A 25320-nucleotide genomic window follows, 5' to 3' on the forward strand; every position below is an offset into this window, starting at 1 on the left:
CGTTATGGCTCAAATTTAGAGCGACACAAAAACCAAGCAACTATGTTACAAGTTTCGCATATAAGAGAACACAGCGAAGAGATTATAAAATTGTTGGCCATCAGAAATATTGATGCAAAGCCAATGATTGACGATGTCTTAAATTTTGATGAAGAACGCCGTCAGTTACAGACTATGTTAGATACCACAAAAGCTGAAATGAATGCTATTTCAAAAGAAATAGGAAGTTTATTTAAATCTGGCCAAGCAGAAAAAGCTAACGCACTTAAATCAAAAACATCTGAGCTCAAAGAAACTATAAAAACGGTTGAGCAGGAGTTAAATGAAAAAGCTGAAGCTTTAAATAACGTATTGTACAAAATACCTAATGTTCCTAACCCAATTGTCCCTAACGGAAATTCTGATGAAGATAATTTAGAAACACTCCGTGATGGCGAAATACCTAGTTTACATGATGGTGCACTTCCGCATTGGGAATTGGCAAAAAAATACGACATCATAGATTTTGAATTAGGTAATAAAATAGCTGGTGCAGGCTTTCCTGTTTATAAAGGAAAAGGTGCTCGTTTGCAACGTGCATTAATAACCTACTTTTTAGATAAAAATACTGAAGTAGGCTATACAGAATATCAATTACCGCACCTGGTTAACGAAGCTTCTGGTTTTGGCACAGGTCAATTACCAGATAAAGAAGGTCAGATGTATCATGTTACAGAAGATAACCTATATCTAATTCCTACTGCAGAAGTTCCTGGAACTAATATTTTTAGAGATGTTATTCTTAGTGAAAGTGAATTACCAATAGGTATTACCGGTTATACGCCTTGCTTTAGACGTGAAGCTGGAAGTTACGGTGCTCATGTCCGTGGCCTTAACCGTTTACACCAGTTCGATAAGGTAGAAATTATCCGTGTAGAACATCCATCAAAGTCTTATAAAGCTTTAGATAATATGGTGTCTCATGTCCAAGATATTTTAAAAGAGCTAAAATTACCATATCGTATTTTACGTCTATGTGGTGGAGATTTAACTTTTGCTTCTGCACTAACGTATGATTTTGAAGTTTTTTCTGCGGCTCAAGAACGTTGGCTAGAAGTATCTTCTGTTTCTAATTTTGAAACCTACCAGTCTAACCGATTAAAGTTACGTTTTAAAAATAGTGATGGTAAAAATGAATTGGCACATACATTAAACGGGAGTTCATTAGCTTTGCCGCGCATTCTTGCTAGTATTCTTGAAAATTACCAAACGGAAAATGGCATCAAAATTCCTGAAGCCTTAATCCCGTATACTGGTTTTGATATTATAGATTAAAACATAAGAAGTTATAAAAATTAATGCCCAAGTTTCCTTGGGCATTTTTTTATGATACCATTTGCAATATCTAAATGCCTCATTTGTTATATTTACAACTTATGATGTTAAGAAAACACATACTATTAGTCTTTATTACACTATTCTCTGTTGCAATAGTTGTTGCGCAAGGCGCTGACAAAAAACAACTTAATTTAGGTGATGATTATTATAAGCGCGGAGAGTTTAAGAAAGCATTACTCATTTACAGTAAACTATACGAAGCTAAACCCTATTCTTACACGTATGTTTATAAAATGGTAGATACTTATCAGCAATTAGAAGAGTATGATAAAGCACAAGAGGTTTTAGAAAAACGAATTGTCAAAAATAGAGCTCCAATAATGCTTGTAGAATTGGGCTATAACTACCAACTCAAAGACAGTATTGTAAAAGCAGAGGCATTATATAATGAGGCTATTGATGCATTAGAGGAAAGACCTACATATATTTATGGTATTGGGCAACGCTTTGAAAAACATTCACTTTTACATCAAGCCATAAAAGGCTATAAAAAAGCGACACAACTATTACCAGAAAAGAATTTTAGTGTCCAGTTAGCACGCATTTATGGAGATTTAGGCGATATTAAAAATATGTTTTCTAGCTATATAGATTATGTGGCGTATAAGCCAAATACATTGAATAATATAAAACGAAATTTTAGCCAATTTGTTTCTGAAAATAAGGATAACGAAAACAATAAAATCTTAAGAACCCTTTTGCTCAAACGCTTACAAACTAATCCTGATGCATATTGGTATGAGTTATTAAGCTGGCTTTATGTTCAAGAACGTCAATACAGTAAATCTTTTGTACAAGAAAAAGCCTTATACAAGAGAAATCCTGAAAGCTTAGAACGAATTATAGATTTGGCGATAACAGCCTCAGATGATGCTGATGAAGAAATAGCAATCAATATTTTTAACTACATATTGGAGACATCTCAAGAAAGAGATGTTATTTTACTCGCGCATCAATCTATATTAGAAATCAAAACCGAAAATGCTTCAAAAAAAGAACTTGAAGCTATAAATAACAAATACTTGTCGCTGTTTGAAACTTATGGTAAGTTTGAATCTACATTAGCACTTCAGTTATCCTATGGGCAGTTTTTGGCATTTAGTTTCGAGCAACCTAAACAAGCTTCAGAATTTCTAAAAGCCTCATACAAATTAGATATTTCGCCTTATCAAGAAGCCTTAGTAAAACTAAAATTGGCAGATATTTTAGTGCTTCAGGAAAAGTTTAATGAGGCACTTATCTTTTACACTCAAATAAAAGCTAATCTAAAAAACAGTACTATTGCTCAGGAGGCCGCTTATAAAATTGCAAAAACAAGTTATTATAAAGGTGATTTTGATTGGGCAGAATCTCAGCTTAAAGTCTTAAAAGCATCGACCTCTCAACTTATTGCTAATGATGCCTTGGATTTAAAATTATTAATCTCCGACAACAAATGGGACGATACGACACAAACAGCTCTAAAATATTACGCTAAAGCAGATTTATTAGCATTTCAGAATAAAACTGAAGACGCCATTAAACTTTTAGATAAGGTTTTAACTGAGCATAATGGTGAAAGTATTATTGATCAAGCTTTATTTACCCAAGCAAAACTTCATGAAAAGCAAAACCAATACGAAAAAGCAGAAGCCAACTATCAAAAAATCATAGCAGACTATCGTGAGGATATTTTTATCGATGATGCTTATTACTATCTGGCTGAGCTTTATAATTTGCATTTAGCAAGACCTGAAGAAGCAAAATCACTTTATGAAAAAATAATCTTCAATCACGAAGACAGTATCTATTTTGTTGAAGCTCGAAAGAAATTTAGAATGCTTCGAGGCGATACGATAAATTAAATTCTAGAATGAAAATAGCCGAAACCGAAAGATTAATTCTTTCAAAAATTACCGTGGAAGATGCGCCCTTTATTTTAGAATTGATGAACACACCTGGTTGGTTAAAATTTATTGGTGATAGAAATGTAAGAACTGTAGCTGATACAGAGGATTACATAAAAAATAATCAGCTAAAATGTTACGAAAAACATGACTTTGGTTACTACAAAATGTGTCTAAAATCTGACAACCTTAAGCCTATCGGTACAGCTGGTTTACTAAAACGTGACACTTTAGAGCATGTGGATATAGGTTTCTCTATCTTACCAAAGTTTCATGGAAAAGGCTATGGTTTTGAAACATCATCAGAGTTACTCAATTTAGCTAAGCACACATTTCATATTAAAACAGTTTGCGCAATAACATTACCTACCAATAAGGTCTCCATTGGACTTATTGAAAAATTAGGTTTCAAGTATAAAAAAACAGTTAATCCTTTTGAGGAAGATAAAAATCTTCTCTTATTCGAAAAACAATTATAAATGATAATATATAACGTCACAGTAAACATAGACGATTCCGTTCATGACGAATGGCTCATCTGGATAAAAGAACATATTCCTAAAGTTTTAGCAACTGGAAAATTTGACGGTGCAACATTTTCAAAAGTTTTAGTTGAAGAAGAAATGGGTGGTCAAACCTATTCTATTCAATACCGTTCTTATTCGCGCGAAGCTTTAGATAAATATTACCAGGAAGATGCCGATAAATTAAGGCAAGAAGGCTTAAAAAAGTTTGCCGATAAAATGTTAGCTTTCAGGACAGAACTTGAAGTTATAGATACTTATGCTGTAAATTTTAAGTAATCATGAATCATTTTCTATACAATAACAAAACATTACTAATTGCTGTTTGCATCCTAATTATAGTATCTGGGGTAATCCTAGCATATGTACAATATAACATTGAGCCTTGGGAAACCATTGGGGGATTCTTATGTGGAATTGGTTTAGGGTTATTACTTATTTTTATCTCACTAAAGAAGCCTTTAGATTAATCGTATGAGTGTAAAAGCAAAAAAACACCTTGGACAACATTTTTTAAAAGACGAGAATATTGCTAAAAAAATAGCAGACACCTTGTCTTTAAAAGGCTATGATGACGTATTAGAAATTGGTCCAGGAATGGGGGTTTTGACCAAATATTTGTTAGAGAAAGATACCATAACCCATGTTGTAGAAATTGATACAGAATCGGTTGAGTATCTAAAAAACAACTATCTTAATCTTTCTGGTAGAATCTACGAAAAAGACTTTTTACGTTACGACCTTAACCTAGTATTTAATGGAAAACCCTTCGCAATTATTGGCAATTTCCCTTACAACATCTCTTCCCAAATAGTTTTTAAAACTTTAGAGATGCGTGAACAAATTCCAGAATTTTCAGGAATGTTTCAAAAAGAAGTTGCTAAACGCATTTGTTCTAAAGAAGGCAGTAAAGCATATGGCATTCTTTCTGTCTTAACACAAGCTTTTTATGATGCGGAGTATTTATTTACAGTACCACCTAGTGTTTTTAATCCACCACCTAAAGTAGATTCGGGTGTATTATTATTAACCCGAAAAGAAAACTACAATCTGCCTTGTGACGAGAAGCTATTCTTCCGTGTGGTAAAAACAAGTTTCCAACAACGACGAAAAACACTTCGCAATAGTTTAAAAGTTTTTAATCTTTCCTATAATTTAAAAGCAAATACTATCTTTGGGCAGCGTCCAGAACAATTAAGTGTTGCTCAATTTATAGAATTAACCTTATTAATTGAAAAGGACGAAAAGTAGACATTAGGCATAAAAACCTTAATTGCTGATTTTTCGCTTTGGAAGAAACTCAAGAAAACATACAATTTCAACTCACAAATGAGCTGATAGAAAATGTAAAAGCACTTATCATTAATAATGATGACGAGGCGCTAAAACGTCTTCTTAATGAGTTTCACTACGCCGATATTGCCGAGATTTTAGACGAACTTAACTTCGAAGATGCCATATACATTATAAAGCTCCTCGATAGCGAAACCACATCAGATATTCTTACTGAGCTAGATGAAGATGTACGAGAAAAAATTCTTGACAATCTATCGGCTAAAGAAATCGCAGAAGAAGTTGAAGAATTAGATACGGATGATGCTGCAGATATAATTGCCGAGCTTCCTGAAGAACGTCAAGAAGCGGTAATATCGCAAATTGAAGACGAAGAACACAAAGCAGAAATCCAAGAGCTTTTAACTTATGATGAGGACACTGCTGGTGGACTTATGGCAAAAGAGCTTGTTAAAGTCTATGGCACATGGACAGTTGCAGGATGTATACGTCGTATTCGTGGACAAGCAAAAGATGTCTCTCGTGTGCATTCTATTTATGTGGTTAGTAAAGAAGAAAAATTGATTGGTAGATTATCTTTAAAAGATTTAATCACTGCAAAGAGTGACCAAAGAATCACTGATATAGCCAAAGAAAATGTAGATTTTGTTAATGTAAATGACGATGCCGAAGATGTTGCAAAAGTAATGGCTAAGTACGATTTAGAAGCCATTCCTGTTGTTGATGATGAGCAAACACTTTTAGGCCGAATTACTATTGATGATATTGTAGATGTCCTTAAAGAAGAGGCCGAAAAAGATTACCAACTTGCTGCTGGTATTACACAAGATGTAGACTCAGACGATAGTATTATAGAATTGACAAGAGCACGCTTACCTTGGTTGTTCTTAGGCTTAATTGGTGGTGTTGGCGCGTTTATTATTATGCATTATTTTGAAGGAAGCTTACCAAAAGAAGCTTTTGTTTTGTTTTTGTTTACGCCACTCATAGCTGCAATGGCAGGAAATGTTGGTGTACAATCTAGTGCTATTATAGTACAAGGTTTAGCAAATGATGATGTAAAAGGCAGTATAAATAATAGACTAATCAAAGAAATGTTATTAGCGACATTAAACGGGATTATTTTATCAGTTTTTCTGTTTCTATTTGTATTTGCTTGGGAGCAAAGGTTTGAATTAGCTTTAGCCATATCTATATCACTAGTTGCAGTTATAATTATTGCAGGTTTAATTGGTACATTTATTCCGCTTTTTCTTCATAAACGAGGTATTGACCCAGCTATAGCTACAGGTCCGTTTATTACAACAAGTAATGATATTTTTGGGATTGTGATTTACTTAATTATCTCAAAACTTATTTTAGGCATTTAATCATTTAGTCATTGTCATGCTGAACTTGTTCAGCATCTCATTATTAATATCTTTATATCATGAAAGCAATAAATATTAAAGACAAGCACGCACTTTTTTCAAAACAATGGCATCCACATCGCATTGCTACAGTAGATAACATGCAAGTGATTCTAGCTAAAATTCAAGGTGAATTTGTTTGGCATAGCCATGATAACGAAGATGAATTATTTCAAGTGATTAAAGGCACTTTGTACATGCAATTTAGAGACAGGACAGAAATCGTTAAAGAAGGCGAAATGATAGTTGTCCCAAAAGGTGTTGAACATAATCCTTCGACTAAAAATGGCGAGGAAGTCCATCTCCTTTTATTTGAAAAACTTGATACAGCGCATACAGGTAATGTGCAAGACGAAATGACGCAAACTGAATATCCTTGGATTTGAAAATACTCCATATAGACAGCAATCATGAGCTTCTCATAAATCAACTCAACGATTTAGGTTTTACTAACCATAAAGATTATACCTCTTCAAAAACAGACATTGAAGCTAAAATTTCGGATTATGATGGCATCATTATCCGTAGTCGCTTTACTATTGATAAACATTTTATAGATGCTGCTAAAAATCTAAAATTTATTGGTCGCGTTGGTGCAGGGTTAGAAAATATTGATTGCAGTTATGCTGAAGAAAAAGGCATTTCATTATTCAATGCACCAGAAGGCAATAGAAATGCCGTTGGTGAGCACAGTTTAGCAATGTTATTGTCTCTTTTTAATAAACTAAATAAAGCCGATAAAGAAGTAAGACAAGGTAAATGGCAGAGAGAAGACAATAGAGGTATTGAGCTAGATGGTAAAACGGTAGGTTTAATTGGGTATGGTAATATGGGCAAAGCCTTTGCAAAAAAGCTTCGCGGTTTTGATGTTGATGTCTTATGTTATGACATTAAAACTAATGTTGGTGATGCTAATTGCAAGCAGGTTTCACTTGAAGAATTGCAGAATAAAGCGGATGTATTAAGTCTACACACACCACAAACACCAATAACATTAAACATGGTGAATTCAGATTTTATTAATGGTTTTCAAAAACCATTTTGGCTAATTAATACTGCTCGCGGAAAAAGTGTCGTAACTTCAGATTTGGTTAAAGCGCTTAAGTCTGGTAAAGTATTAGGTGCAGGTTTAGATGTTTTAGAATACGAAAAGTCTTCTTTTGAAAACCTTTTTACTTCAGAGAACATGCCAGAAGCATTTAAGTATTTAATCCATTCTGAAAACGTATTACTCTCTCCACATGTTGCTGGTTGGACTATTGAAAGTAAAGAAAAGTTAGCCCAAACCATCGTAGATAAAATCAAAGCAAAATTTTGCTAATTTTATAAAATGAAGAAAACTATTTTTGTTTTTGGAATGCTCATTTTAGCATTGCTCTTGCTATTTCAACTTAGCAAATATGCTGTAATAAGTGGTGATTTTCAAGTTGAATATATTATGGCTATTATCGCCGTTATCTTTTTACTTATTGGCCTGTTCATTAATAAAAGAGCACAAAAATCTTCTCCTGCCCCTAAGCAAGAAATAGACTTTAAAAAAATTGAAGAACTAGGACTGAGTAAACGTGAATATGAAGTCTTAAAAGAAATTGCGCTTGGTTTATCAAATCAAGAAATCGCAGAAAAGCTTTTTGTTTCGGAAAGTACCATAAAAACGCATGTCTCTAACCTTCTTGTAAAACTAGATGCAAAACGCCGAACCCAAGCTATTCAAGTTTCAAAAAGTCTAAATATTATATAATTTACTAGCTTTAACACTAAAGTATGAGTAAAATAGTACTTTAGTATGAGCCTCCTAAATCTTCCTATTTCTACTTTTGGCTAACTAATCAAAACCTAATAATTATGAAAAAAACAGTAATAAGATATGGGCTATATGCGCTCATAAGTGGATTTGTTCTATTTGGATTGCCTTTCTTTTTAGGGATGGGCGTTGACTATGACTATGGAGAACTCATTGGATATACGTCAATGATAATTTCTTTATTGTTTGTATTCTTTGGCATTAAACATTATCGTGATAAGGTTAATAATGGTAAAATCTCTTTAGGAAAAGCGCTTGCAATAGGTATGCTTATAGCTTTATTTTCTGCAATTGGTGTAGCTGTTATGGATTATTTATATACAACACAAATTAATCCTGATTTTGCTTCGGATTATTTAGAGTATAAATTAAGTGGTATGGAAGCAGCATTATCACCAGAAGAATTCAAAGTAGAAAGTGCTAAGCTCACCAAACAAATGGAAGACTATGGTAGTCCCAGTTTTATGGCTTTTATGATGTTAGCTTCTGTTCTTGTATTAGGGTTTATTATATCTTTAATATCTGGCTTAATTTTACAACGTAAATAAACTAAATCAATACTATTATGCAATACAAAGCAGATTCACCAGAAGACTATATAAGTCAATTGCCTGAGGAGCGCAAAGCCCCAATGACAAAACTTCATAAGCTTATAAAAGAACATATGCCTAAAGGTTTAGAATCGGGAATGGGCTATAATATGCCGGCCTATTTTGTGCCTAAATCAATTTATCCTCCGGGATATCATTGCAAACCTTTTCCGCCTTTACCATTTATTAATATAGCGTCACAAAAGAACTTTATTGCATTATACCATTCAGGTTTGTATGCAAAAAAAGAATTATACGATTGGTTTGTTGCAGAATATCCAAAACATGCCAAGTACAAATTAGACATGGGTAAGAGTTGTGTCCGCTTTAAAAAAGTTGACGATATTCCTTATGATTTGATTAAAGAACTTTTAGGAAAAATGACTGTTGAAGAATGGATAACTATTTATGAAACTGCCTTAAAAAATAAATAATATGAAAAAACGTGTCACAGGGATAGGCGGTCTATTCTTTAAATCTAAAGACCCAAAAGCCTCAAAAGATTGGTATAAAAAACATCTCGATTTTAATACCGATGATTACGGTTGTACTTTTTGGTGGAAAGACAAAAACGGTAATGATTGCTCAACACAATGGAGTCCTTTTAAGGATGATACCACTTATTTTGAGCCTTCAAAAAAAGACTTTATGTTTAATTACAGAGTCGAGGATTTAGAAACTCTTATAAAAACTTTAAGAGAAGAAGGTGTAACAATTGTTGGTGATATACAGACATATGAGTACGGAAAGTTTGCTTGGATACTTGATAATGAAAACAATAAGATAGAATTATGGGAGCCTATTGATGCTGCCTTTAAATAATCTCATTGGTTTTTTTAGTAATTTTAAAAGCTAACTAATTTTTAACTTAAAAAACCGAATACTATGTCTGACGATAATAAAAATTTAAGTGACGACCTTGATGATATGATAGGTGATGCTAAAGAAAGTGCAAAAAGAGCTGGAGAAAAAATAAGTCAAAAAGCTAGTGAACTAGCCGATGATGCTAAAGAACTTGGTAAGGAAGCTAAAGAAAAAGCGTCAGAATTTGCTAGTGAAGCAAAGGAAAAAGCGTCAGAATTTGCTGACGAGGCCAAAGAAATATTAAGTGATGGAAAAAATATTGGTATTATTTCTCATGTCTATTGGATTGGTTGGATAATTGCTGTGATTATGAATAATAGTAACAAAACAGAATTAGGTTCTTTTTATATAAGACAAAATTTAGGCTTGTTTTTATTAAGCTTTTTTGCTTTGATTCCGTTTTTAGGCTGGGTATTAGGAATTGCTATTATTATAGCTTGGATTATGAGTTTAATTAGCTCTTTAAGTGGCGAAAAGAAGCCTACTTTTTTATTAGGAAATCAATTCCAAGAATGGTTTAAGGGCTTATAAAGTTTAAAACTACAGTAAAAAAAGCTCAGAGATTTTGCTCTGGGCTTTTTTAATTATTCATCTATTCGACTAAAAGCTACATATACAGACTTTTAATTTATTCCTTAACAACTCTTAGTACAAAATAAGATGGTTCTCTTTCTTTTCCTATAGTAAAATAAATATCTTTTCCTTCAGTAGTAACAAGTAACTCCATTTGGGTTTTTCCATTATTTACAATATTGATAAATGAATTATTATCGAGTTCGTAAATATCCCAAGTAGATTGATTTATAACAGAAGTCATCAATGAAAAATAACCTTTATCTACAGTGGTTTCCAACTTACAAGTTCTATTTGAATTAAAAGTAAACTTAGCCTCTTTAAAGCTATCCACCATTAAACTAAAAGGGGCTTCTTTTGGAGATTTGTCTACATTAACAACTTGCCAACTGCCTTCTAAAAATTCTTCGTTTATAATTTGGGAACTATTTTCTGAATTTTGAGAATTATTATCTAAACCATAATCCAAAGGCAAAGTATCACCTATGCGTTGATTGCCCATAGCTCCATTAAAAAACAGTGCTTGAGCTGGAACAAAATTTCCAAATTCATCAATGTAAAATTTATCTGTTTCTGGTATCAAATCCGATTGTGATTTTCCCTTATGAGTAATGGTTAATTTTCCAGATAATTTTACTTCTTTAAAATTGGTGCTATCTAAGTCTTTAACAAAAATATGTTCGGTGATTTTAACTCCAAAACCTCGCTTAAAGATTCTATACTTTTCTTTCTTTAAATCACCCCGAAAAATTGAACGCATAAAATGTTGTATAGAACCTATATATACTTTTCTTCTTTGTCTAAGAATAGACTCTTTATTCTCAATGTTTTTATCTTTATATAATGATGAGCCTGAATAATATGTAGAATATACATTAAAGTCGTTTCTAAAAAGATCTATGTAATTAAAAACAACTTCAAAGTCCACAAGTTCGTATGTGATATGATATTTTAAAGCTCTATTTTCAATCTCAAGAGGCGCTTTTGCACTTACGCTAAGCTGTTTCCCTTTTTTATCATATCGCAAAATTAAATCATCTTCATTAAGAATTTTACAGGTTTTTCCATACTTTGAAGTACCTAAAAATTGGTCTCTAAAAATTCTTAATTTTTGCTTTCGTGTTAAACCATCGTCTGCATTAATTACGACTTCATCCAGTTGGTTGGAAGCCTCCTTTAATTCGACATTTAAAAATAAGAGGTTTCTATAATCAGAAATAACGACTTTATCATACCCAAGGTAAGAAATGATTAGTGGAGATTGCACTGCGCCATTATAATCTATAGAAAATTCGCCTTTAGTATTAGTAGTTGTTCCAATGGTTGTATTATTAAAATATACCGAAACCATTTCTAGAGGTTCTTTGGTAGTGACATCAATAACTTTTCCCTTTAAAGTTTGGGCATAAGTAACTAGGCAAGAAAAAAGAAGTAAAACAAACGTAATTCTACTTATCATTGTTATCCATAAATTTACGTTCTAACTCTGCTTGGAATTCTTCCATCACAGGTCTAACAGTACTTTCTGGCAAGTCCGCAATCTTAATATACATCAACCCATCAACCGCATTATTAAACAAAGGATCTACATTAAAACCTATAAGCTTGCAATTTTGCTTAATGTATTTTTTTAGCAATACAGGTAGTCTTAATGCACCTGGCTCGACCTCATCAATAATCTTATCAAATTTATTTAAGTCGGCTTCCGTGGCATCAAAAACAAAATCTTTGTCTGCATCTTTAAGTTTTACTTTAAATTCTTTTTTGGGGTGAACATATTGAGCTACATAAGGATCATAGTAATGCGATTTCATAAACTCAATCATCAAACTCTTAGAGAAGTTAGAAAACTGATTACTAATACTTACACCTCCAATTAAATATTTGTGTTCAGGATAGCGTAATGTGGTATGCACAATGCCTTTCCAAAGTAAAAACAAAGGCATTGGTTTTTGCTGATACTCTTTAATGATAAATGCCCTTCCTAATTCTAATGCCTGGCTCATCATTTTATACAACTCTGGCTCAAAACGAAACAGGTCCTGAAGATAAAATCCATCAATGCCATACGCTTCAAAAATCTTCGAGCCTAAACCCATTCTATATGCTCCAGCAACTTTTTTAGTATTATTATCCCAAAGAAACATATGGTGATAATAGGTATCAAAATTGTCTAAATCTATAGATTCATTAGTTCCTTCTCCAACTTCTCTAAAGGTAATCTCCCTTAGCCTTCCTAGTTCTCTTAAAATATTTGGGATATCTACTGCTGAAGCTAAATAAACTTCATAATTTTTACTCGTTAACAGTCTACAGTCTTTGCCCTTTAAAAGCTCAACCTCATTAATCATAACCTCAGAATCTACAGGTGTTACTATACGCTTAGCAGGTTTTGGAACTTTTAACTGTGACTGAATATTATCTAAAATTTTTGGCTTATCCTCAAAAGCACGAGATAACATGTATGTTTTTTGACGGATAAAATCAGAAAAATCTTTTAGTGTACTATGCTCTTTTTGAGCTTTTACAGAAATCTGCCTACCTATTCTTACTTTAATTACACGACGTTTTTGGGTTAACAATTCAGAAGGCAATTTTGCCGTGCGTAGTGTATCACTGATTTTAGAGAGTCTATAAAATAATCTACTGTTTTTAGCATGAAAATAAATAGGTACAACTGGCACTTCTGCTTTTTGTATAAGCTTCATTGCTGCATCTTCCCAAGGTTTATCCACAACAAGCTTACCATCTTTATATGTTGATACTTCTCCTGCAGGGAAGACACCTAGAGGATGACCATTTCTTAAATGCATTATTGCATTTTTAAAACCTGTAATACTACTAGCAGCATCCTTTCTGTCCTCAAACGGATTGACAGGCATGATATAAGGTTTTAATGGCTCAATACGATGCAATAGAAAATTAGCGATGATTTTAAAATCGCTTCGCTGTTCTAGCATCAATTTTAATAATAAAATACCATCAATTCCACCAAGTGGATGATTAGAAACTGTAATGTATGGTCCTTCTTTTGGTAAGCGTTTAAGGTCTTCCTCAGGGATTTCGAACTTAATCTGAAAATCATCCAAAAGGCCATCTAAAAATTCAAGATCTGTTAAATGCTTGTTACGATTATAAATACGATTTAATGAAGATATTTTTAAGACTTTCATCAAAATCCAACCCGCAAAGGTTCCTAGGAAGCCATATTTATCTGCATTGATAGCTTTTGCAACTTCTTTGGCGGACACAAGTCCTGTATTTGATGATTTACTCATATAAACAAATGTAATAAATGTTTAGGTAGTTACTATTTGAACGGTTTCCTGGGTTAATTGTTTCAGCAACACAGCTTTATCTTCTTCAAGAGAAGATATAGCATCCTCTGTAAAATGCCTAATAGTATATAGACTCACATTTTTATAATATGTTACATTGAATTTTGCCTTTAAATGCTGTAATAGCTTTTCGAGATTATCATAGGTATTCTCTAAACATACTGAAAAGCTAATAGCAGAATTCTGAATCACATCTACTTTCATTTTATACAAATGCAACAAACTAAAAATTTCACTAATATTTTCTTCTACGATGTATGAAAAGTCTAATGACGATAACGAAATTAAAACTTGATTTTTCTTAACTATAAAACAGGGGATTTCCGGTTCTAATGTTTTGCCTTTGCTCACACTAGTTCCTGGAGCTTTTGGGTTTAAAAATGATTTGACATACAACGGAATTTCCTTGCGTTGTAATGGCTGAAGTGTTTTTGGATGAATCACCGATGCACCATAAAAAGCCAACTCAATAGCTTCTCTATAAGATATTTGATTAAGCAGCTTAGCGTTTTCAAAATAACGTGGGTCCGCATTTAAAACACCAGGCACATCCTTCCATATAGTAACACCTGTTGCATTGAGACAATAGGCAAAAATTGCTGCCGAATAATCGCTTCCTTCACGGCCCAACGTAGTTGTAAAATTATTAGCATCACTGGCTAAAAAGCCTTGCGTGATATTTAATATACTTCTATCAAAATTTTCAGATATCTGGTCTTGGGTAGCATCCCAGTCTACATTAGCTCTTCGATAATAGCTATCCGTTTTAATAAATGACCGCACATCTAGCCAATTATTTTTCAATCCAATGTCATTAAGATAATAGCTAATTATAGTTGTTGATATCAGCTCTCCAAAACCAATAGTCTGGTCATAAACAAAGTTATAGTCTGGAGATTTGTTGATTTTAAAGAAACCATCTAATTCGGAAAATAGTGACTTTATTTTATCAAAAACAGGGTGTCTTTCATTATCAAAAAGGTCGAGGAGAATCTGGTTATGAAACTTTTTCACGTCTTGTAAAGCACTCTGCAATTCGGGTTTGTTTTCAAAATAGTTTTTAACAACTAACTCCATAGCATTAGTCGTTTTCCCCATTGCAGAAACTATGACAAGTGTATTCTCGTAACCAACTGTTTTTAATACAGTAGCTACATTTTTTACACCTTCTGCATCTTTTACAGATGCACCACCAAACTTGAAAATTTTCATTTATAATTTATTGATATAATTATCAATTGCTTGTTCATCCATTTGCACAATGTCCCAATCTCTCATCACATTTGCACCTTTTTTCTCATAAAACTTTATAGCTGGCTCATTCCAATCTAATACATCCCAAGAGATGCGTTTTACACCTTTTTGTTTTCCGTATTTGACAACTTCATCAAGCAAAATCGTTCCTAAGCCTTTTCCACGTAAAGCCTGACTGACAATTAAATCTTCAAGGTGAATCACCTCACCTTTCCACGACGAATACCGTGGATATATCATTGCAATGCCTTCTACTTTATCGTTAACATCAACGACAAAACAGACAAATTTTGGTTGTTCTCCATAACCGTCTTCTACTAGCTGTTCAACGGTAACCTCAACAGCATCTGGTTCTTTTTCAAATTCAGCCAATTCCTTAATAAGTTCGTAAACTCTTGGCATATCCTCTTGAGTGGCTAATCTTGGTTGATACATATACGTTTTGAATAGGTTTCCAAATATAACTGAAAGTCTGTAGAATTTTCAATTTATTTACCCTACGAAAACGTTATAGTTAGTTAAAAAATCCGATATTTGCGGCAAATAAATCAATTTTCTAGTTCATGTCGCAACGTAACCAGACCTTAGGTGAGTTTATTATTGAGAATCAATCCTCTTTTAAGTACACCTCAGGAGAATTATCCCGTCTAATTAACTCTATTAGATTAGCCGCAAAAGTTGTAAACCATGAAGTAAATAAAGCTGGGTTAGTAGATATTATTGGTGCTGCCGGTGACACAAACATCCAAGGTGAAGATCAACAAAAACTTGATGTTTATGCTAACGACACCTTTATAAAAACAATGACCAAGCGTAATATTGTATGTGGCATTGCTAGTGAAGAAGAAGACGATTTTGTTGCTATTAATAGTCAAGATGAAAATCACCAGAATAAATACGTTGTTTTAATAGATCCACTTGATGGTTCATCAAATATTGATGTTAATGTTTCTGTAGGTACCATATTTTCGATTTATAGACGTGTAACTCCGGTTGGGACACCAGTTACTATTGATGACTTTTTACAAAAAGGAAACCAACAAGTTGCTGCAGGTTATGTGGTTTATGGGACTTCAACGATGCTAGTATATACAACTGGCCATGGTGTTAATGGCTTTACTTTAAATCCTGCTATTGGTACATTTTACCTATCTCATCCTAATATGCAATTTCCTGAAAACGGCAATATATATTCTGTAAATGAGGGTAATTATATTCATTTCCCAAAGGGCATAAAAGATTACATCAAATACTGTCAAATGGAAGAAGGTGACAGACCATATACCTCTAGATATATTGGATCATTGGTTTCTGACTTTCATAGAAATATGATAAAAGGCGGTATCTATATGTATCCAAAAAGCTCTAAAAACGCAAAAGGAAAATTACGTTTGTTATACGAATGTAATCCTATGGCATTTTTAGCAGAACAAGCCAATGGTAAAGCCAGTGACGGTTTTACAAGAATTATGGATATTGCCCCAACGGAGCTTCATGAACGTGTGCCTTTTATCTGTGGGAGCAAAAACATGGTAGAAAAGGCAGAAGAATTTATGCGTAATGCATAAAAAAAAGCGAACATTTCTGTTCGATTTATCTATCTTTTTAGAATCAGTTACTGATTCATGTTTTTCATTTTTTCAATAAAATCTTCTAAGTCTACTTCGTAGTGTACAAGTGTTAACGCCTTATCTGCAATATACTTTACATTATCTTGATTAAACCCTAACCCAATACATAGTTTTTCTAGCAAAGACACTTGATCTGCCCCTTCAATATGGTCTGCCCAAACCATACGCGCTAAATCATACAAACGTTCTAAACGTGTTTTATATGAATGTGGTGCATTTATTGGATGCGAATTATAGTCTTTAAGGATATCTTTATAATCGTGTTCTGTAATATCTAAGCGCGTAGCTAATCTATCTAAGAAAGCTTTTTCTGCATCATTGATAACACCATCACTCATTGCGACTCTAACTATGGCTGCAAAATGATCTTGGTTACGTTTTTGGAATCCGCTTTCGAATAAATCTGAAAATGACATATATCTTGTTTTTTTAAGTCGATGCAAATATAATTCTAATAAAAGATTTTCAATATAGATAGGCTTAAAAAATTTTATATTTGCACACTCAAAATAAGGCCATTGAGTAAAGCAACAATTACCCAAACCTATGCACAGGCTTTGCAAACGCAAAATCTGCAAAATGCTATTGCCAATTCTGAAGGGAATACGCACTTAAAAGGCTTAGTTGGCTCTTCGTTATCTCTACTAATTTCTGAAGCTTTTAAAACTGCTGAAAAGCCTTTTTTACTAGTCTTTGATGATAAAGAAGAGGCTGCTTATTACTTAAATGACTTAGAGCAGTTAGTTAATGGTAAAGATGTATTATTCTATCCTGGCAGTTATCGCCGACCTTATCAAATAGAAGAAACTAACAACGCCAATGTGTTATTACGTGCTGAGGTTTTAAACCGAATAAATTCAAGAAAAAAACCTGCGTTAATTGTTACTTATCCTGATGCCCTATTTGAAAAAGTAGTCACAAAAAAGGAGCTTGAAAAAAACACACTAAAGATTGCTGTTGGTAATGAGTTAAGTATCGATTTTGTAAATGAAGTCTTGTTCGAATACCAATTTAAGCGTGTAGATTTTGTAACAGAACCTGGCGATTTTTCTGTTCGTGGCGGTATTGTTGATGTCTTTTCTTTTTCTCATGACGAGCCTTATCGCATTGAGTTTTTTGGAGATGAAGTAGATAGTATCAGAACCTTTGATGTAGAAACCCAATTATCTACGGAGCGTATTAAAAAAGTGAGTATTATTCCTAATGTTGCTAATAAGTTTATAGAAGAAAAGCGCGAAAGTTTTCTAAAGTATATTTCTTCTAAAACAGTGGTTTTCTCTAAAAATTCGTCTTTATTATTCTCAAGAATTGATAGTTTTTACGAAAAAGCAATTGAAGCATTTAATGCACTTTCAGAAGATATAAAACATGCTTCTCCTGATGAGTTATTTTGTAATTCAGAACTACTAAAGCGTCAATTTTTGGATTATAATTTAGTGGAGTTTGGCAACTCGGCTGTTTTTAGTAGTGAAACCATTCAATGCAATACAAAACCTCAACCCTCATTTAATAAGCAATTCAATCTATTAATTGATGACTTAAACAAAAACCACAGTAATGGTCTAACCAACTACATTGCATGTGTCAGTGAGCAGCAAGCAAAGCGTTTTCATGACATTTTTGAAGATTCTGAAAGAGACGTTAATTATAAAACTGTCGTGCTATCCCTATATCAAGGGTTTATAGATTTAGATCATAAAATTGCTGTCTATACCGATCATCAGATTTTTGACCGCTATCATAAATTTCATTTAAAGAATGGTTATGCTAAAAAGCAAGCGATTACTTTAAAAGAATTGACAAATCTCGAAATTGGTGATTATGTCACACACATTGACCATGGTATTGGTAAGTTTGGTGGACTTCAGAAAATAGATGTCGAAGGCAAAAAGCAAGAAGCTATAAAGTTGGTCTATTGTGAGCGAGATGTATTATACTTAAGTATCCATTCACTTCATAAGATTACCAAGTTTAATGGTAAAGATGGTAAGCCTCCAAAGGTTTATAAGCTAGGTAGCAAAGCTTGGAAAACACTTAAGCAAAAGACGAAGTCTCGAGTTAAGGAAATAGCGTTTAACCTTATAAAACTCTATGCAAAACGCAAACTAAGAAAAGGCTTTCAATATGCGCCAGACAGCCATATGCAACATGAGTTAGAAGCGTCTTTTATCTATGAAGATACACCCGACCAAATGAGTTCTACGGCAGATATCAAAGCTGATATGGAAAGTGAACGCCCAATGGATCGCTTGGTTTGTGGTGATGTTGGCTTTGGTAAGACTGAAGTTGCTATTAGAGCTGCTTTTAAAGCCGTAGATAATGGAAAACAGGTTGCTGTTTTAGTCCCTACAACAATTTTGGCTTATCAGCACTTTAGAACATTCAAAGAACGCTTAAAAGATTTTCCTGTTACTGTAGATTACGTTAATCGTTTTAGAACCGCAAAACAAAAACGCGAAACCCTTGAAGGTCTTGAAAGGGGAAGTGTTGATATTATAATAGGGACACATCAACTCGCTAATAAAAACGTAAAATTTAAAAATCTAGGTCTTCTTATTGTTGACGAAGAGCAGAAGTTTGGTGTCGCTGTAAAAGAAAGACTTAAAACGATAAAAGAAAACGTTGATGTATTGACATTAACAGCAACACCAATACCAAGAACACTTCAGTTTAGTTTAATGGCGGCACGTGATTTATCCGTAATTACCACGCCACCACCAAACCGTTATCCTATAGAAAGTCATGTCATTAGGTTTAATGAAGAAACTATACGTGATGCTGTGAGTTACGAGATTCAACGTGGCGGACAAATATTCTTTATTCATAACCGAATCGAAAATATAAAAGAAGTTGCCGGAATGATTCAACGTTTAGTTCCAGACGCTAAAATTGGCATTGGTCATGGACAGCTAGATGGGAAAAAGTTAGAAGAATTAATGCTGGCTTTTATGAATGGTGAATTTGATGTATTAGTCAGCACAACCATTGTCGAAAGTGGTTTGGATGTCCCAAATGCAAACACCATTTTTATAAACAACGCTAATAATTTTGGTCTTAGCGACTTGCACCAAATGCGTGGCCGTGTAGGTCGAAGCAACAAAAAAGCATTCTGCTATTTTATTACACCCGAATATTCTGCAATGACAACAGATGCCAGAAAACGCATCACAGCTCTAGAGCAATTCACAGAACTAGGAAGTGGATTTAACATTGCTATGAAAGACTTAGAAATACGCGGAGCAGGTGATTTATTAGGTGGTGAACAAAGTGGATTTATTAATGATATTGGTTTTGATACCTACCAAAAAATCCTAAACGAAGCTATTGAAGAACTTAAAGAATCTGAATTTGTAGATTTATACAAGGACGATGGTAAGCCCAAAACTTACGTAAAAGATGTTACTATTGACACTGATTTTGAACTGCTTTTCCCAGATGATTACGTCAATAATATCACAGAACGTCTTAACCTTTATACCAAACTCAACGAGATTAAAACTGAAGAAGCCTTACAAAAATTTGAATCTGAAATTATTGACCGTTTTGGAGAAATGCCGACTCAAGTCTCTGATTTGTTAGATAGCGTAAGATTAAAATGGACAGCCACAGAAATAGGCTTAGAAAAACTGATTATAAAACAAGGGAAACTTATTGGTTATTTTATCCAAGATCAGCAAAGTGCCTTTTATCAAAGTGATGGTTTTACCAGAGTGTTACAATTTGTACAGCAAAATGCGCGCAATTGTAAAATGAAAGAAAAACAAACCCGTAATGGCTTGCGACTACTCTTAACTTTTGAGAATATTAAGTCAACATCTCAAGCGTTAAAAGTGCTTTCAGAAATATGAAACAAAACTCCCATATAAACCATTTGCTCTGGCTCACTATAGCCACAATTTTTATAAGTACATCTGGTAGTTTGGGTAAATTTATAGACATGCCAACTCCAGTACTTGTCTGGTGGCGTTCTGCTCTAGCAGCAGTTTTTTTGTTTTTATTCTGTAAATACAAAAAGATATCCTTAAAAATTGAATCCAAGAAAGACTCGTGGACCTTTCTATTTGCTGCTTTATTTATGGCAGCACATTGGATTACCTATTTCTATGCCTTAAAATTATCTAATGTAGCTATTGGTATGTTAACGCTATTTACATTTCCGGTAATTACTGCATTATTAGAACCTATTTTTATTAAGGTTAAATTAGACCCTATTCATATTTTATTAGGCGTTCTCGTGCTTATTGGTATTTATATTTTAGCACCAGAATTCAATCTAGAAAACTCTCAATTACAAGGTGCTTTACTAGGCTTACTATCTGCTTTATGCTATGCTATAAGACTCTTTTTATTAAAGAATGAGGTCAAAAAATACAATGGCACGATGCTTATGTTTTATCAAGTTGCTATTATGACCTTTATATTGGTACCTGCTTTATTGTTTATGGATACATCCAATATCAGTTCGCAATATCCTTATGTATTAGTATTGGCATTATTAACTACAGCTATTGGGCATACCATGTTTATTAATAGCCTAAAATATTTTAAAGTAAGTACAGCTAGTATTATAGCAAGCACGCAACCTGTTTTTGGAATCATCATTGCATTCTTCTTTCTGAATGAGATTCCTACTTCTAACACATATATTGGCGGAAGCCTCATCTTAGCAACTGTAATTATTGAAAGTATTCGTTCTAAGAAAACATAAAATGTTATAACTTGGCGTGATAGTTGCGCATGCAACTATAATCAAAAAAGAGTTTCATGAAAAAATTAATAGTCGCTTTTATACTACTCCCAACCTTACTCATTGCACAGCATAAAATTAGCGGTACATTTTCTCCTGCAGAAGATTATACCTATGCTTTTTTATATGAAGCTACACCAGATGGGGCTAATTATGTAAATCGTGCGCAATTAGATAGTTTAGGGAATTTTTCGCTGTCCTTAGATGAAACTGCAAAAGCAGGAATCTACAAAATAGTATACGCGATTCCGCCAGAGGAAAATAATTTTGATTTAGTCTATAACGGTAAGGAAGATGTCCACTTTACCTTTAGTCTTGATGAGGGTGTAAATTTTACCGAGTCTTCTGAAAACAAATTATGGGATTCTTACCTTAATAGTATGGATGTCGTCAACCAAACTATTAGTAATTTTTACACCAAAGGCGGTACAGATAAAACGGCATTTGTTTCTATTTTTAAAACCTTAAAAGACACACAGCAATCTTATGAAGATTTAGCAAAAGGCAAACTTGTAGAAGCTTTTATAAAAGCTAATAAACCCTATATTCCTGAGGCTTATGAAGACTTGTCAGCCTATTCTAAAAGCTTAAAGGCAAACTTCTTTAAAAACATAGATTTTAATGATACTTTTTTACAAAGTTCTAGTTTAATTACTGATCGTATTACTGGTTTTGTTTTTGGGATGTCTGCTAAAACAGATAACAAAACGTATATATCTCATGTTGATATTGTAGCCGATGCTATAAAAGATAACGATGCAAAAGTACAATCGCCATTATTAGAGTTATTATGGCAAGAGTTTAAGCGTCGCGAAAATCATGATATGGCCAATTACATATCTGACAAGTATTTATTGGCTATCGCTAAAGTCACAGGAAATAAAATTTTAGAACAGCAATTAACCAGTTATAAAAACACATCTATTGGTGCTATTGCTCCAGATTTTGAGATCAAATCTAACTTAAAACTCTCTGAGCTAAAAGGTGATAATTTTTATGTGCTTATTTTTTGGAGTAGCGGTTGCGGACATTGCCTTAACGAGTTGCCAAAAGTAAAAACATTGTTCGACAATGTATCTGACACAAAAGTGATTGCCTATGGTTTGGAAAATGACAGTGTAAATTGGTCTGAAGAAATTAAAAAGTATCCTGATTTTGTACATGGTATTGGTTTGGGTAAGTGGGAAAACCCTTTAGTACAAACGTTTGCCATAGTGGCAACTCCAACGTATTTTGTGTTAGATGCTAGTAAAAAGATTATTGCTAAGCCTTATGACTTTGAAGGTTTGGAAGCGTTTTTTAAAGAAGAGAAGTAATATGTTTAACTATAAATTAGTCAAAACCCTATTAACTCAATTAATCTCTCTTAATTTTCTTTTACTATATGGGCAAAATGATAAGCCAGAAAGAAATGCTTTTCTTCTAAGAGTAGAAATTGACAGTGTTAATTATTATCAACAAGAGGTAATTAAATCACCTTATTTTGTTAAGGAAAAGATCCTTCAAATTTACCCTTCAGAAAAACTATATATAGAAACTGAAATTAAATCTGATTCCATTTTTTCAATGAAAACGGTAAATGAAAATTTGAATCCAGAGAAAACCATCATAATAAAGTTCAATCAAAATACAAAAGGAAGATTACATGATGGAATGATGTTATCGGTCAAAAATCCTTTTAATAAAACGTTGAAGTATGAAGCTCTAATGTATTTAAATGGAGGAACTGAATGGATTCCAACTAGTATAATTCCTATTAGACCAAATTTGGAAAATTATGAATTATGGAATGATATTATTCTTTCTATAGTGCTAGTTGAATGGAGGATTGAATAGTTAACTTTTTAACGAGCTAAGCTTAAAAAAGAAAAACGCCCAGTCAACAGATGTCGACTGAGCGTTTTGAAACTAAATAACCAACCAAAATTTAGCTTCGTGTATTTGTTCTTGGGTTATCTTTCTTAACCGTTTTTTGCTTACGTTTTTTCAGCTTATTTTCTTGCTGTATCATTCGGCCTTCGACATTTTCAGTTCTTAAGAACTCTATATAACCTCGACCTTTAAACTCATATACTGTACCTGAGTCTGCATGAAGCAACTCTATAGTTCCGTCATCTATAACGCTTAAATTGAAGAATTCATTGCTGAAAAAGTCATAATCAAGTGTTAAAGTTTTATCGTACAATGTCCCTGGAACATCATTGACATTATACACACCTGTATAATCCCAAAATATGTTATTAGGGTTTGAGACATTTGCATCTTGAGAACTTCTAAACTCAGAATCATTGTTTGCAGACAAAAACTGTAAATAGTTTTCGTTATCAAATTCATTTAAGGCACCAAATTCACTTGTGTAAGTCTTTTCCCAAGCTTCGTATTCCTGTAAGAAATAATGAATATTATCATAGAATACAAAGTCATAATCAAAATTAGATCTTTGGTAACCGTCCAAAAAATATGAGGTATCCGTAAAAGGATTGTACAACTCAATGGTGTTGTTATCTATCTGAAACACATCAAAAGAATCATAACCATCCAAATCATGGTTAACATCTAATACCATATCGTATGTATTATAATCTCCAATTGGTATTCCAAATCCGCTACCTTGACTACCTATACCAACTAAATTATTATTGGCATATAATGTCCCATTTCTAAACGATAATGTAAATGCAATTTGCATAAACGGTACTTCTCCAAATCCTTGTGTTGCATTAACATCTACATACCATAACTCATAAGAGTTAAGTAACTGATTTAAAGATATTGTTTGCGGGTTATTATCTGTAATAATGACCTCATCTACAACACAAGATGTTAATAGTGTTGCACTTAGCACAAATCCTAAAAGTAGTTTTACTGTCTTCATAATCACAGGGTTTTAAAGTTTATAGTAAAAGAATTTCAAAACGCGTGCCAAACTCTGTATCCTAGAACTAGCCTAGGTTTGAAAGCCATATTATTTTATGTACTTTTGAAATAATAAGATGAATTGATTGTCCATGAATAAAACCACAAAATATGCCGTATTTGGTGCTGGAAGCTGGGCTACAGCCATTGTAAAAATGCTTTGCGAAAACCTTGATGAAGTAGGTTGGTATATGCGAAGTGTTTATGCCAAAGAGCATATTTTAAAAGAAAAACACAACCCCAGTTATTTAAGCTCTGTTGAGTTTCATACAGAGCAATTAAAACTAAGTAACGATATCAATGAAATCGCAGATTGGGCAGATGTGCTCATTTTTGTTATTCCATCAGCCTTTATCCACTCCGAATTACAAAAATTAACTTCTGATATTAGCGATAAAGTTGTGGTCTCAGCTGTAAAAGGGATTATTCCAGAAACTGGATTATTAGTAGGTGAGCATTTTCATGATATTTATAATATTTCTTTTGAAAATATTGGAGTTATCGCTGGACCTTGTCATGCCGAAGAAGTTGCTCTAGAGCGTCTGTCTTACCTAACCATTTCTTGTGCAGATGCAAATAAAGCGCAACATATTGCCAATGCCTTATCCAGTAGGTATATAAAAACTAAAATTAGTGACGATATTATTGGTACTGAATATGCTGTAATGTTAAAAAATATCTATGCTATTGCCGCTGGTATTGCGCATGGTTTGGGCTATGGTGATAATTTTCAAAGTGTATTAATGAGTAATGCCATCCGTGAGATGAAACGTTTCATTAAAAAAATGCATAAGATGAAGCGAAACATTAATAACTCAGCGTATTTGGGCGATTTACTAGTAACTGGTTACTCTGTGTTTTCTAGAAATAGAATGTTTGGAAATATGATTGGCAAAGGCTACACTGTAAAGTCTGCACAACTAGAAATGAATATGGTTGCTGAAGGTTACTACGCTACAAAAAGCGCCTATTTATTAAACGAAAAGAATGTAAAGAAAACGCGTTTACCTATAATTAATGCTGTATACGCTATACTCTACGAAAATAAAAACCCTAAGAAAGTGTTTAAGAAACTAACGGATAAGTTGGATTAGCTCGTCTAATAGCTTTACTG

At 33.2% G+C, this 25320-nt stretch carries 26 protein-coding genes; 20 read left to right on the plus strand and 6 right to left on the minus strand.

The window, feature by feature from the left end:
- The first annotated feature begins 42 nt into the window (after nucleotides 1–42).
- From serS to IEV10_RS01800, 14 genes are all read left to right on the plus strand, one after another.
- Complete coding sequence (serS, locus tag IEV10_RS01735) at nucleotides 43–1314, plus strand: serine--tRNA ligase (protein ID WP_188372973.1); 1272 nt, start codon at nucleotides 43–45, stop codon at nucleotides 1312–1314.
- Nucleotides 1315–1415: 101 nt separating this feature from the next.
- Nucleotides 1416–3221, plus strand: a complete 1806-nt coding sequence (locus IEV10_RS01740) for a tetratricopeptide repeat protein (RefSeq protein ID WP_229719560.1) — start codon at nucleotides 1416–1418, stop codon at nucleotides 3219–3221.
- 8 nt (nucleotides 3222–3229) lie between these two features.
- Nucleotides 3230–3742, plus strand: a complete 513-nt coding sequence (locus tag IEV10_RS01745; protein ID WP_188372974.1) for a GNAT family N-acetyltransferase — start codon at nucleotides 3230–3232, stop codon at nucleotides 3740–3742.
- Complete coding sequence (locus IEV10_RS01750) at nucleotides 3743–4066, plus strand: DUF4286 family protein (protein ID WP_188372975.1); 324 nt, start codon at nucleotides 3743–3745, stop codon at nucleotides 4064–4066. It abuts the gene before it with no gap.
- A gap of 2 nt (nucleotides 4067–4068) precedes the next feature.
- Nucleotides 4069–4257, plus strand: a complete 189-nt coding sequence (locus tag IEV10_RS01755) for a hypothetical protein (RefSeq protein WP_188372976.1) — start codon at nucleotides 4069–4071, stop codon at nucleotides 4255–4257.
- Between the two features lie 4 nt (nucleotides 4258–4261).
- Nucleotides 4262–5038: a 16S rRNA (adenine(1518)-N(6)/adenine(1519)-N(6))-dimethyltransferase RsmA gene (gene rsmA / locus IEV10_RS01760; RefSeq protein WP_188372977.1), complete on the plus strand. Its 777-nt coding sequence runs from the start codon at nucleotides 4262–4264 to the stop codon at nucleotides 5036–5038.
- Between the two features lie 38 nt (nucleotides 5039–5076).
- On the plus strand, nucleotides 5077–6450 hold the full coding sequence (mgtE, locus tag IEV10_RS01765; RefSeq protein ID WP_188372978.1) for a magnesium transporter: 1374 nt from the start codon (nucleotides 5077–5079) through the stop codon (nucleotides 6448–6450).
- 59 nt (nucleotides 6451–6509) lie between these two features.
- Nucleotides 6510–6875, plus strand: coding sequence for a cupin domain-containing protein (locus tag IEV10_RS01770; protein ID WP_188372979.1), 366 nt, complete (start codon nucleotides 6510–6512; stop codon nucleotides 6873–6875).
- The gene (locus tag IEV10_RS01775) at nucleotides 6872–7810 is read left to right on the plus strand and encodes a 2-hydroxyacid dehydrogenase (protein WP_188372980.1); all 939 of its coding nucleotides are present in this window, start codon (nucleotides 6872–6874) and stop codon (nucleotides 7808–7810) included. Before IEV10_RS01770 ends, IEV10_RS01775 begins: the two co-directional genes overlap by 4 nt.
- A 9-nt stretch (nucleotides 7811–7819) precedes the next feature.
- On the plus strand, nucleotides 7820–8230 hold the full coding sequence (locus IEV10_RS14410; RefSeq protein WP_188372981.1) for a response regulator transcription factor: 411 nt from the start codon (nucleotides 7820–7822) through the stop codon (nucleotides 8228–8230).
- Between the two features lie 104 nt (nucleotides 8231–8334).
- Nucleotides 8335–8841 carry a DUF4199 domain-containing protein gene (locus tag IEV10_RS01785; protein WP_188372982.1) on the plus strand — a complete coding sequence of 169 codons (507 nt, stop codon included), beginning with the start codon at nucleotides 8335–8337 and terminating at the stop codon, nucleotides 8839–8841.
- A 17-nt stretch (nucleotides 8842–8858) separates the two neighbouring features.
- Nucleotides 8859–9317, plus strand: coding sequence for a DUF1801 domain-containing protein (locus tag IEV10_RS01790; protein WP_188372983.1), 459 nt, complete (start codon nucleotides 8859–8861; stop codon nucleotides 9315–9317).
- A gap of 1 nt (nucleotide 9318) precedes the next feature.
- Nucleotides 9319–9705: a VOC family protein gene (locus IEV10_RS01795; protein ID WP_188372984.1), complete on the plus strand. Its 387-nt coding sequence runs from the start codon at nucleotides 9319–9321 to the stop codon at nucleotides 9703–9705.
- Between the two features lie 63 nt (nucleotides 9706–9768).
- On the plus strand, nucleotides 9769–10278 hold the full coding sequence (locus IEV10_RS01800) for a YtxH domain-containing protein (protein ID WP_188372985.1): 510 nt from the start codon (nucleotides 9769–9771) through the stop codon (nucleotides 10276–10278).
- A 97-nt stretch (nucleotides 10279–10375) separates the two neighbouring features.
- Here the strand turns inward: IEV10_RS01800 and IEV10_RS01805 are convergent, their stop codons facing one another.
- The 4 genes from IEV10_RS01805 to IEV10_RS01820 are packed head-to-tail and all read right to left on the minus strand — an operon-like array spanning nucleotide 10376 to nucleotide 15347.
- The gene (locus tag IEV10_RS01805; RefSeq protein ID WP_188372986.1) at nucleotides 10376–11779 is read right to left on the minus strand and encodes a carboxypeptidase-like regulatory domain-containing protein; all 1404 of its coding nucleotides are present in this window, start codon (nucleotides 11777–11779) and stop codon (nucleotides 10376–10378) included.
- Nucleotides 11769–13598 (minus strand): GNAT family N-acyltransferase, encoded by a 1830-nt coding sequence (locus tag IEV10_RS01810; protein WP_188372987.1) that lies wholly within the window; start codon nucleotides 13596–13598, stop codon nucleotides 11769–11771. The genes IEV10_RS01805 and IEV10_RS01810 overlap by 11 nt, the downstream gene beginning before the upstream one ends.
- A gap of 21 nt (nucleotides 13599–13619) precedes the next feature.
- A complete protein-coding gene (locus tag IEV10_RS01815; RefSeq protein ID WP_188372988.1) occupies nucleotides 13620–14870 on the minus strand; it encodes an aspartate kinase in 1251 nt (416 codons plus the stop codon).
- Complete coding sequence (locus tag IEV10_RS01820) at nucleotides 14871–15347, minus strand: GNAT family N-acetyltransferase (protein ID WP_188372989.1); 477 nt, start codon at nucleotides 15345–15347, stop codon at nucleotides 14871–14873.
- Nucleotides 15348–15475: 128 nt separating this feature from the next.
- On the opposite strand from IEV10_RS01820, the gene fbp reads away from it, so the two are divergent.
- Nucleotides 15476–16480, plus strand: a complete 1005-nt coding sequence (gene fbp / locus IEV10_RS01825) for a class 1 fructose-bisphosphatase (protein WP_188372990.1) — start codon at nucleotides 15476–15478, stop codon at nucleotides 16478–16480.
- 47 nt (nucleotides 16481–16527) lie between these two features.
- Here fbp and IEV10_RS01830 read toward each other — a convergent pair whose 3' ends face one another.
- Nucleotides 16528–16959 carry a tellurite resistance TerB family protein gene (locus IEV10_RS01830; RefSeq protein ID WP_188372991.1) on the minus strand — a complete coding sequence of 144 codons (432 nt, stop codon included), beginning with the start codon at nucleotides 16957–16959 and terminating at the stop codon, nucleotides 16528–16530.
- 102 nt (nucleotides 16960–17061) lie between these two features.
- On the opposite strand from IEV10_RS01830, the gene mfd reads away from it, so the two are divergent.
- From mfd to IEV10_RS01850, 4 genes are read left to right on the plus strand one after another with little or no spacing between them, the layout of a single operon-like run.
- On the plus strand, nucleotides 17062–20391 hold the full coding sequence (mfd, locus tag IEV10_RS01835; protein WP_188372992.1) for a transcription-repair coupling factor: 3330 nt from the start codon (nucleotides 17062–17064) through the stop codon (nucleotides 20389–20391).
- A complete protein-coding gene (locus IEV10_RS01840) occupies nucleotides 20388–21251 on the plus strand; it encodes a DMT family transporter (RefSeq protein ID WP_188372993.1) in 864 nt (287 codons plus the stop codon). The genes mfd and IEV10_RS01840 overlap by 4 nt, the downstream gene beginning before the upstream one ends.
- A 56-nt stretch (nucleotides 21252–21307) precedes the next feature.
- Nucleotides 21308–22606 carry a TlpA family protein disulfide reductase gene (locus IEV10_RS01845; RefSeq protein ID WP_188372994.1) on the plus strand — a complete coding sequence of 433 codons (1299 nt, stop codon included), beginning with the start codon at nucleotides 21308–21310 and terminating at the stop codon, nucleotides 22604–22606.
- Nucleotide 22607: 1 nt separating this feature from the next.
- Entirely contained in the window at nucleotides 22608–23126 is a 519-nt protein-coding gene (locus IEV10_RS01850) for a hypothetical protein (RefSeq protein ID WP_188372995.1), read from the plus strand.
- A 91-nt stretch (nucleotides 23127–23217) separates the two neighbouring features.
- On the opposite strand, the gene IEV10_RS01855 is transcribed toward IEV10_RS01850, so the two are convergent.
- Entirely contained in the window at nucleotides 23218–24165 is a 948-nt protein-coding gene (locus IEV10_RS01855; RefSeq protein ID WP_188372996.1) for a nicotinic acid mononucleotide adenyltransferase, read from the minus strand.
- Nucleotides 24166–24298: 133 nt separating this feature from the next.
- Here IEV10_RS01855 and IEV10_RS01860 point away from each other — a divergent pair, with 133 nt between their 5' ends.
- Nucleotides 24299–25300 carry an NAD(P)H-dependent glycerol-3-phosphate dehydrogenase gene (locus IEV10_RS01860; protein ID WP_188372997.1) on the plus strand — a complete coding sequence of 334 codons (1002 nt, stop codon included), beginning with the start codon at nucleotides 24299–24301 and terminating at the stop codon, nucleotides 25298–25300.
- Nucleotides 25301–25320 lie beyond the last annotated feature (20 nt).

The organism is Winogradskyella haliclonae (assembly GCF_014635865.1).
Taxonomy (GTDB): domain Bacteria; phylum Bacteroidota; class Bacteroidia; order Flavobacteriales; family Flavobacteriaceae; genus Winogradskyella; species Winogradskyella haliclonae.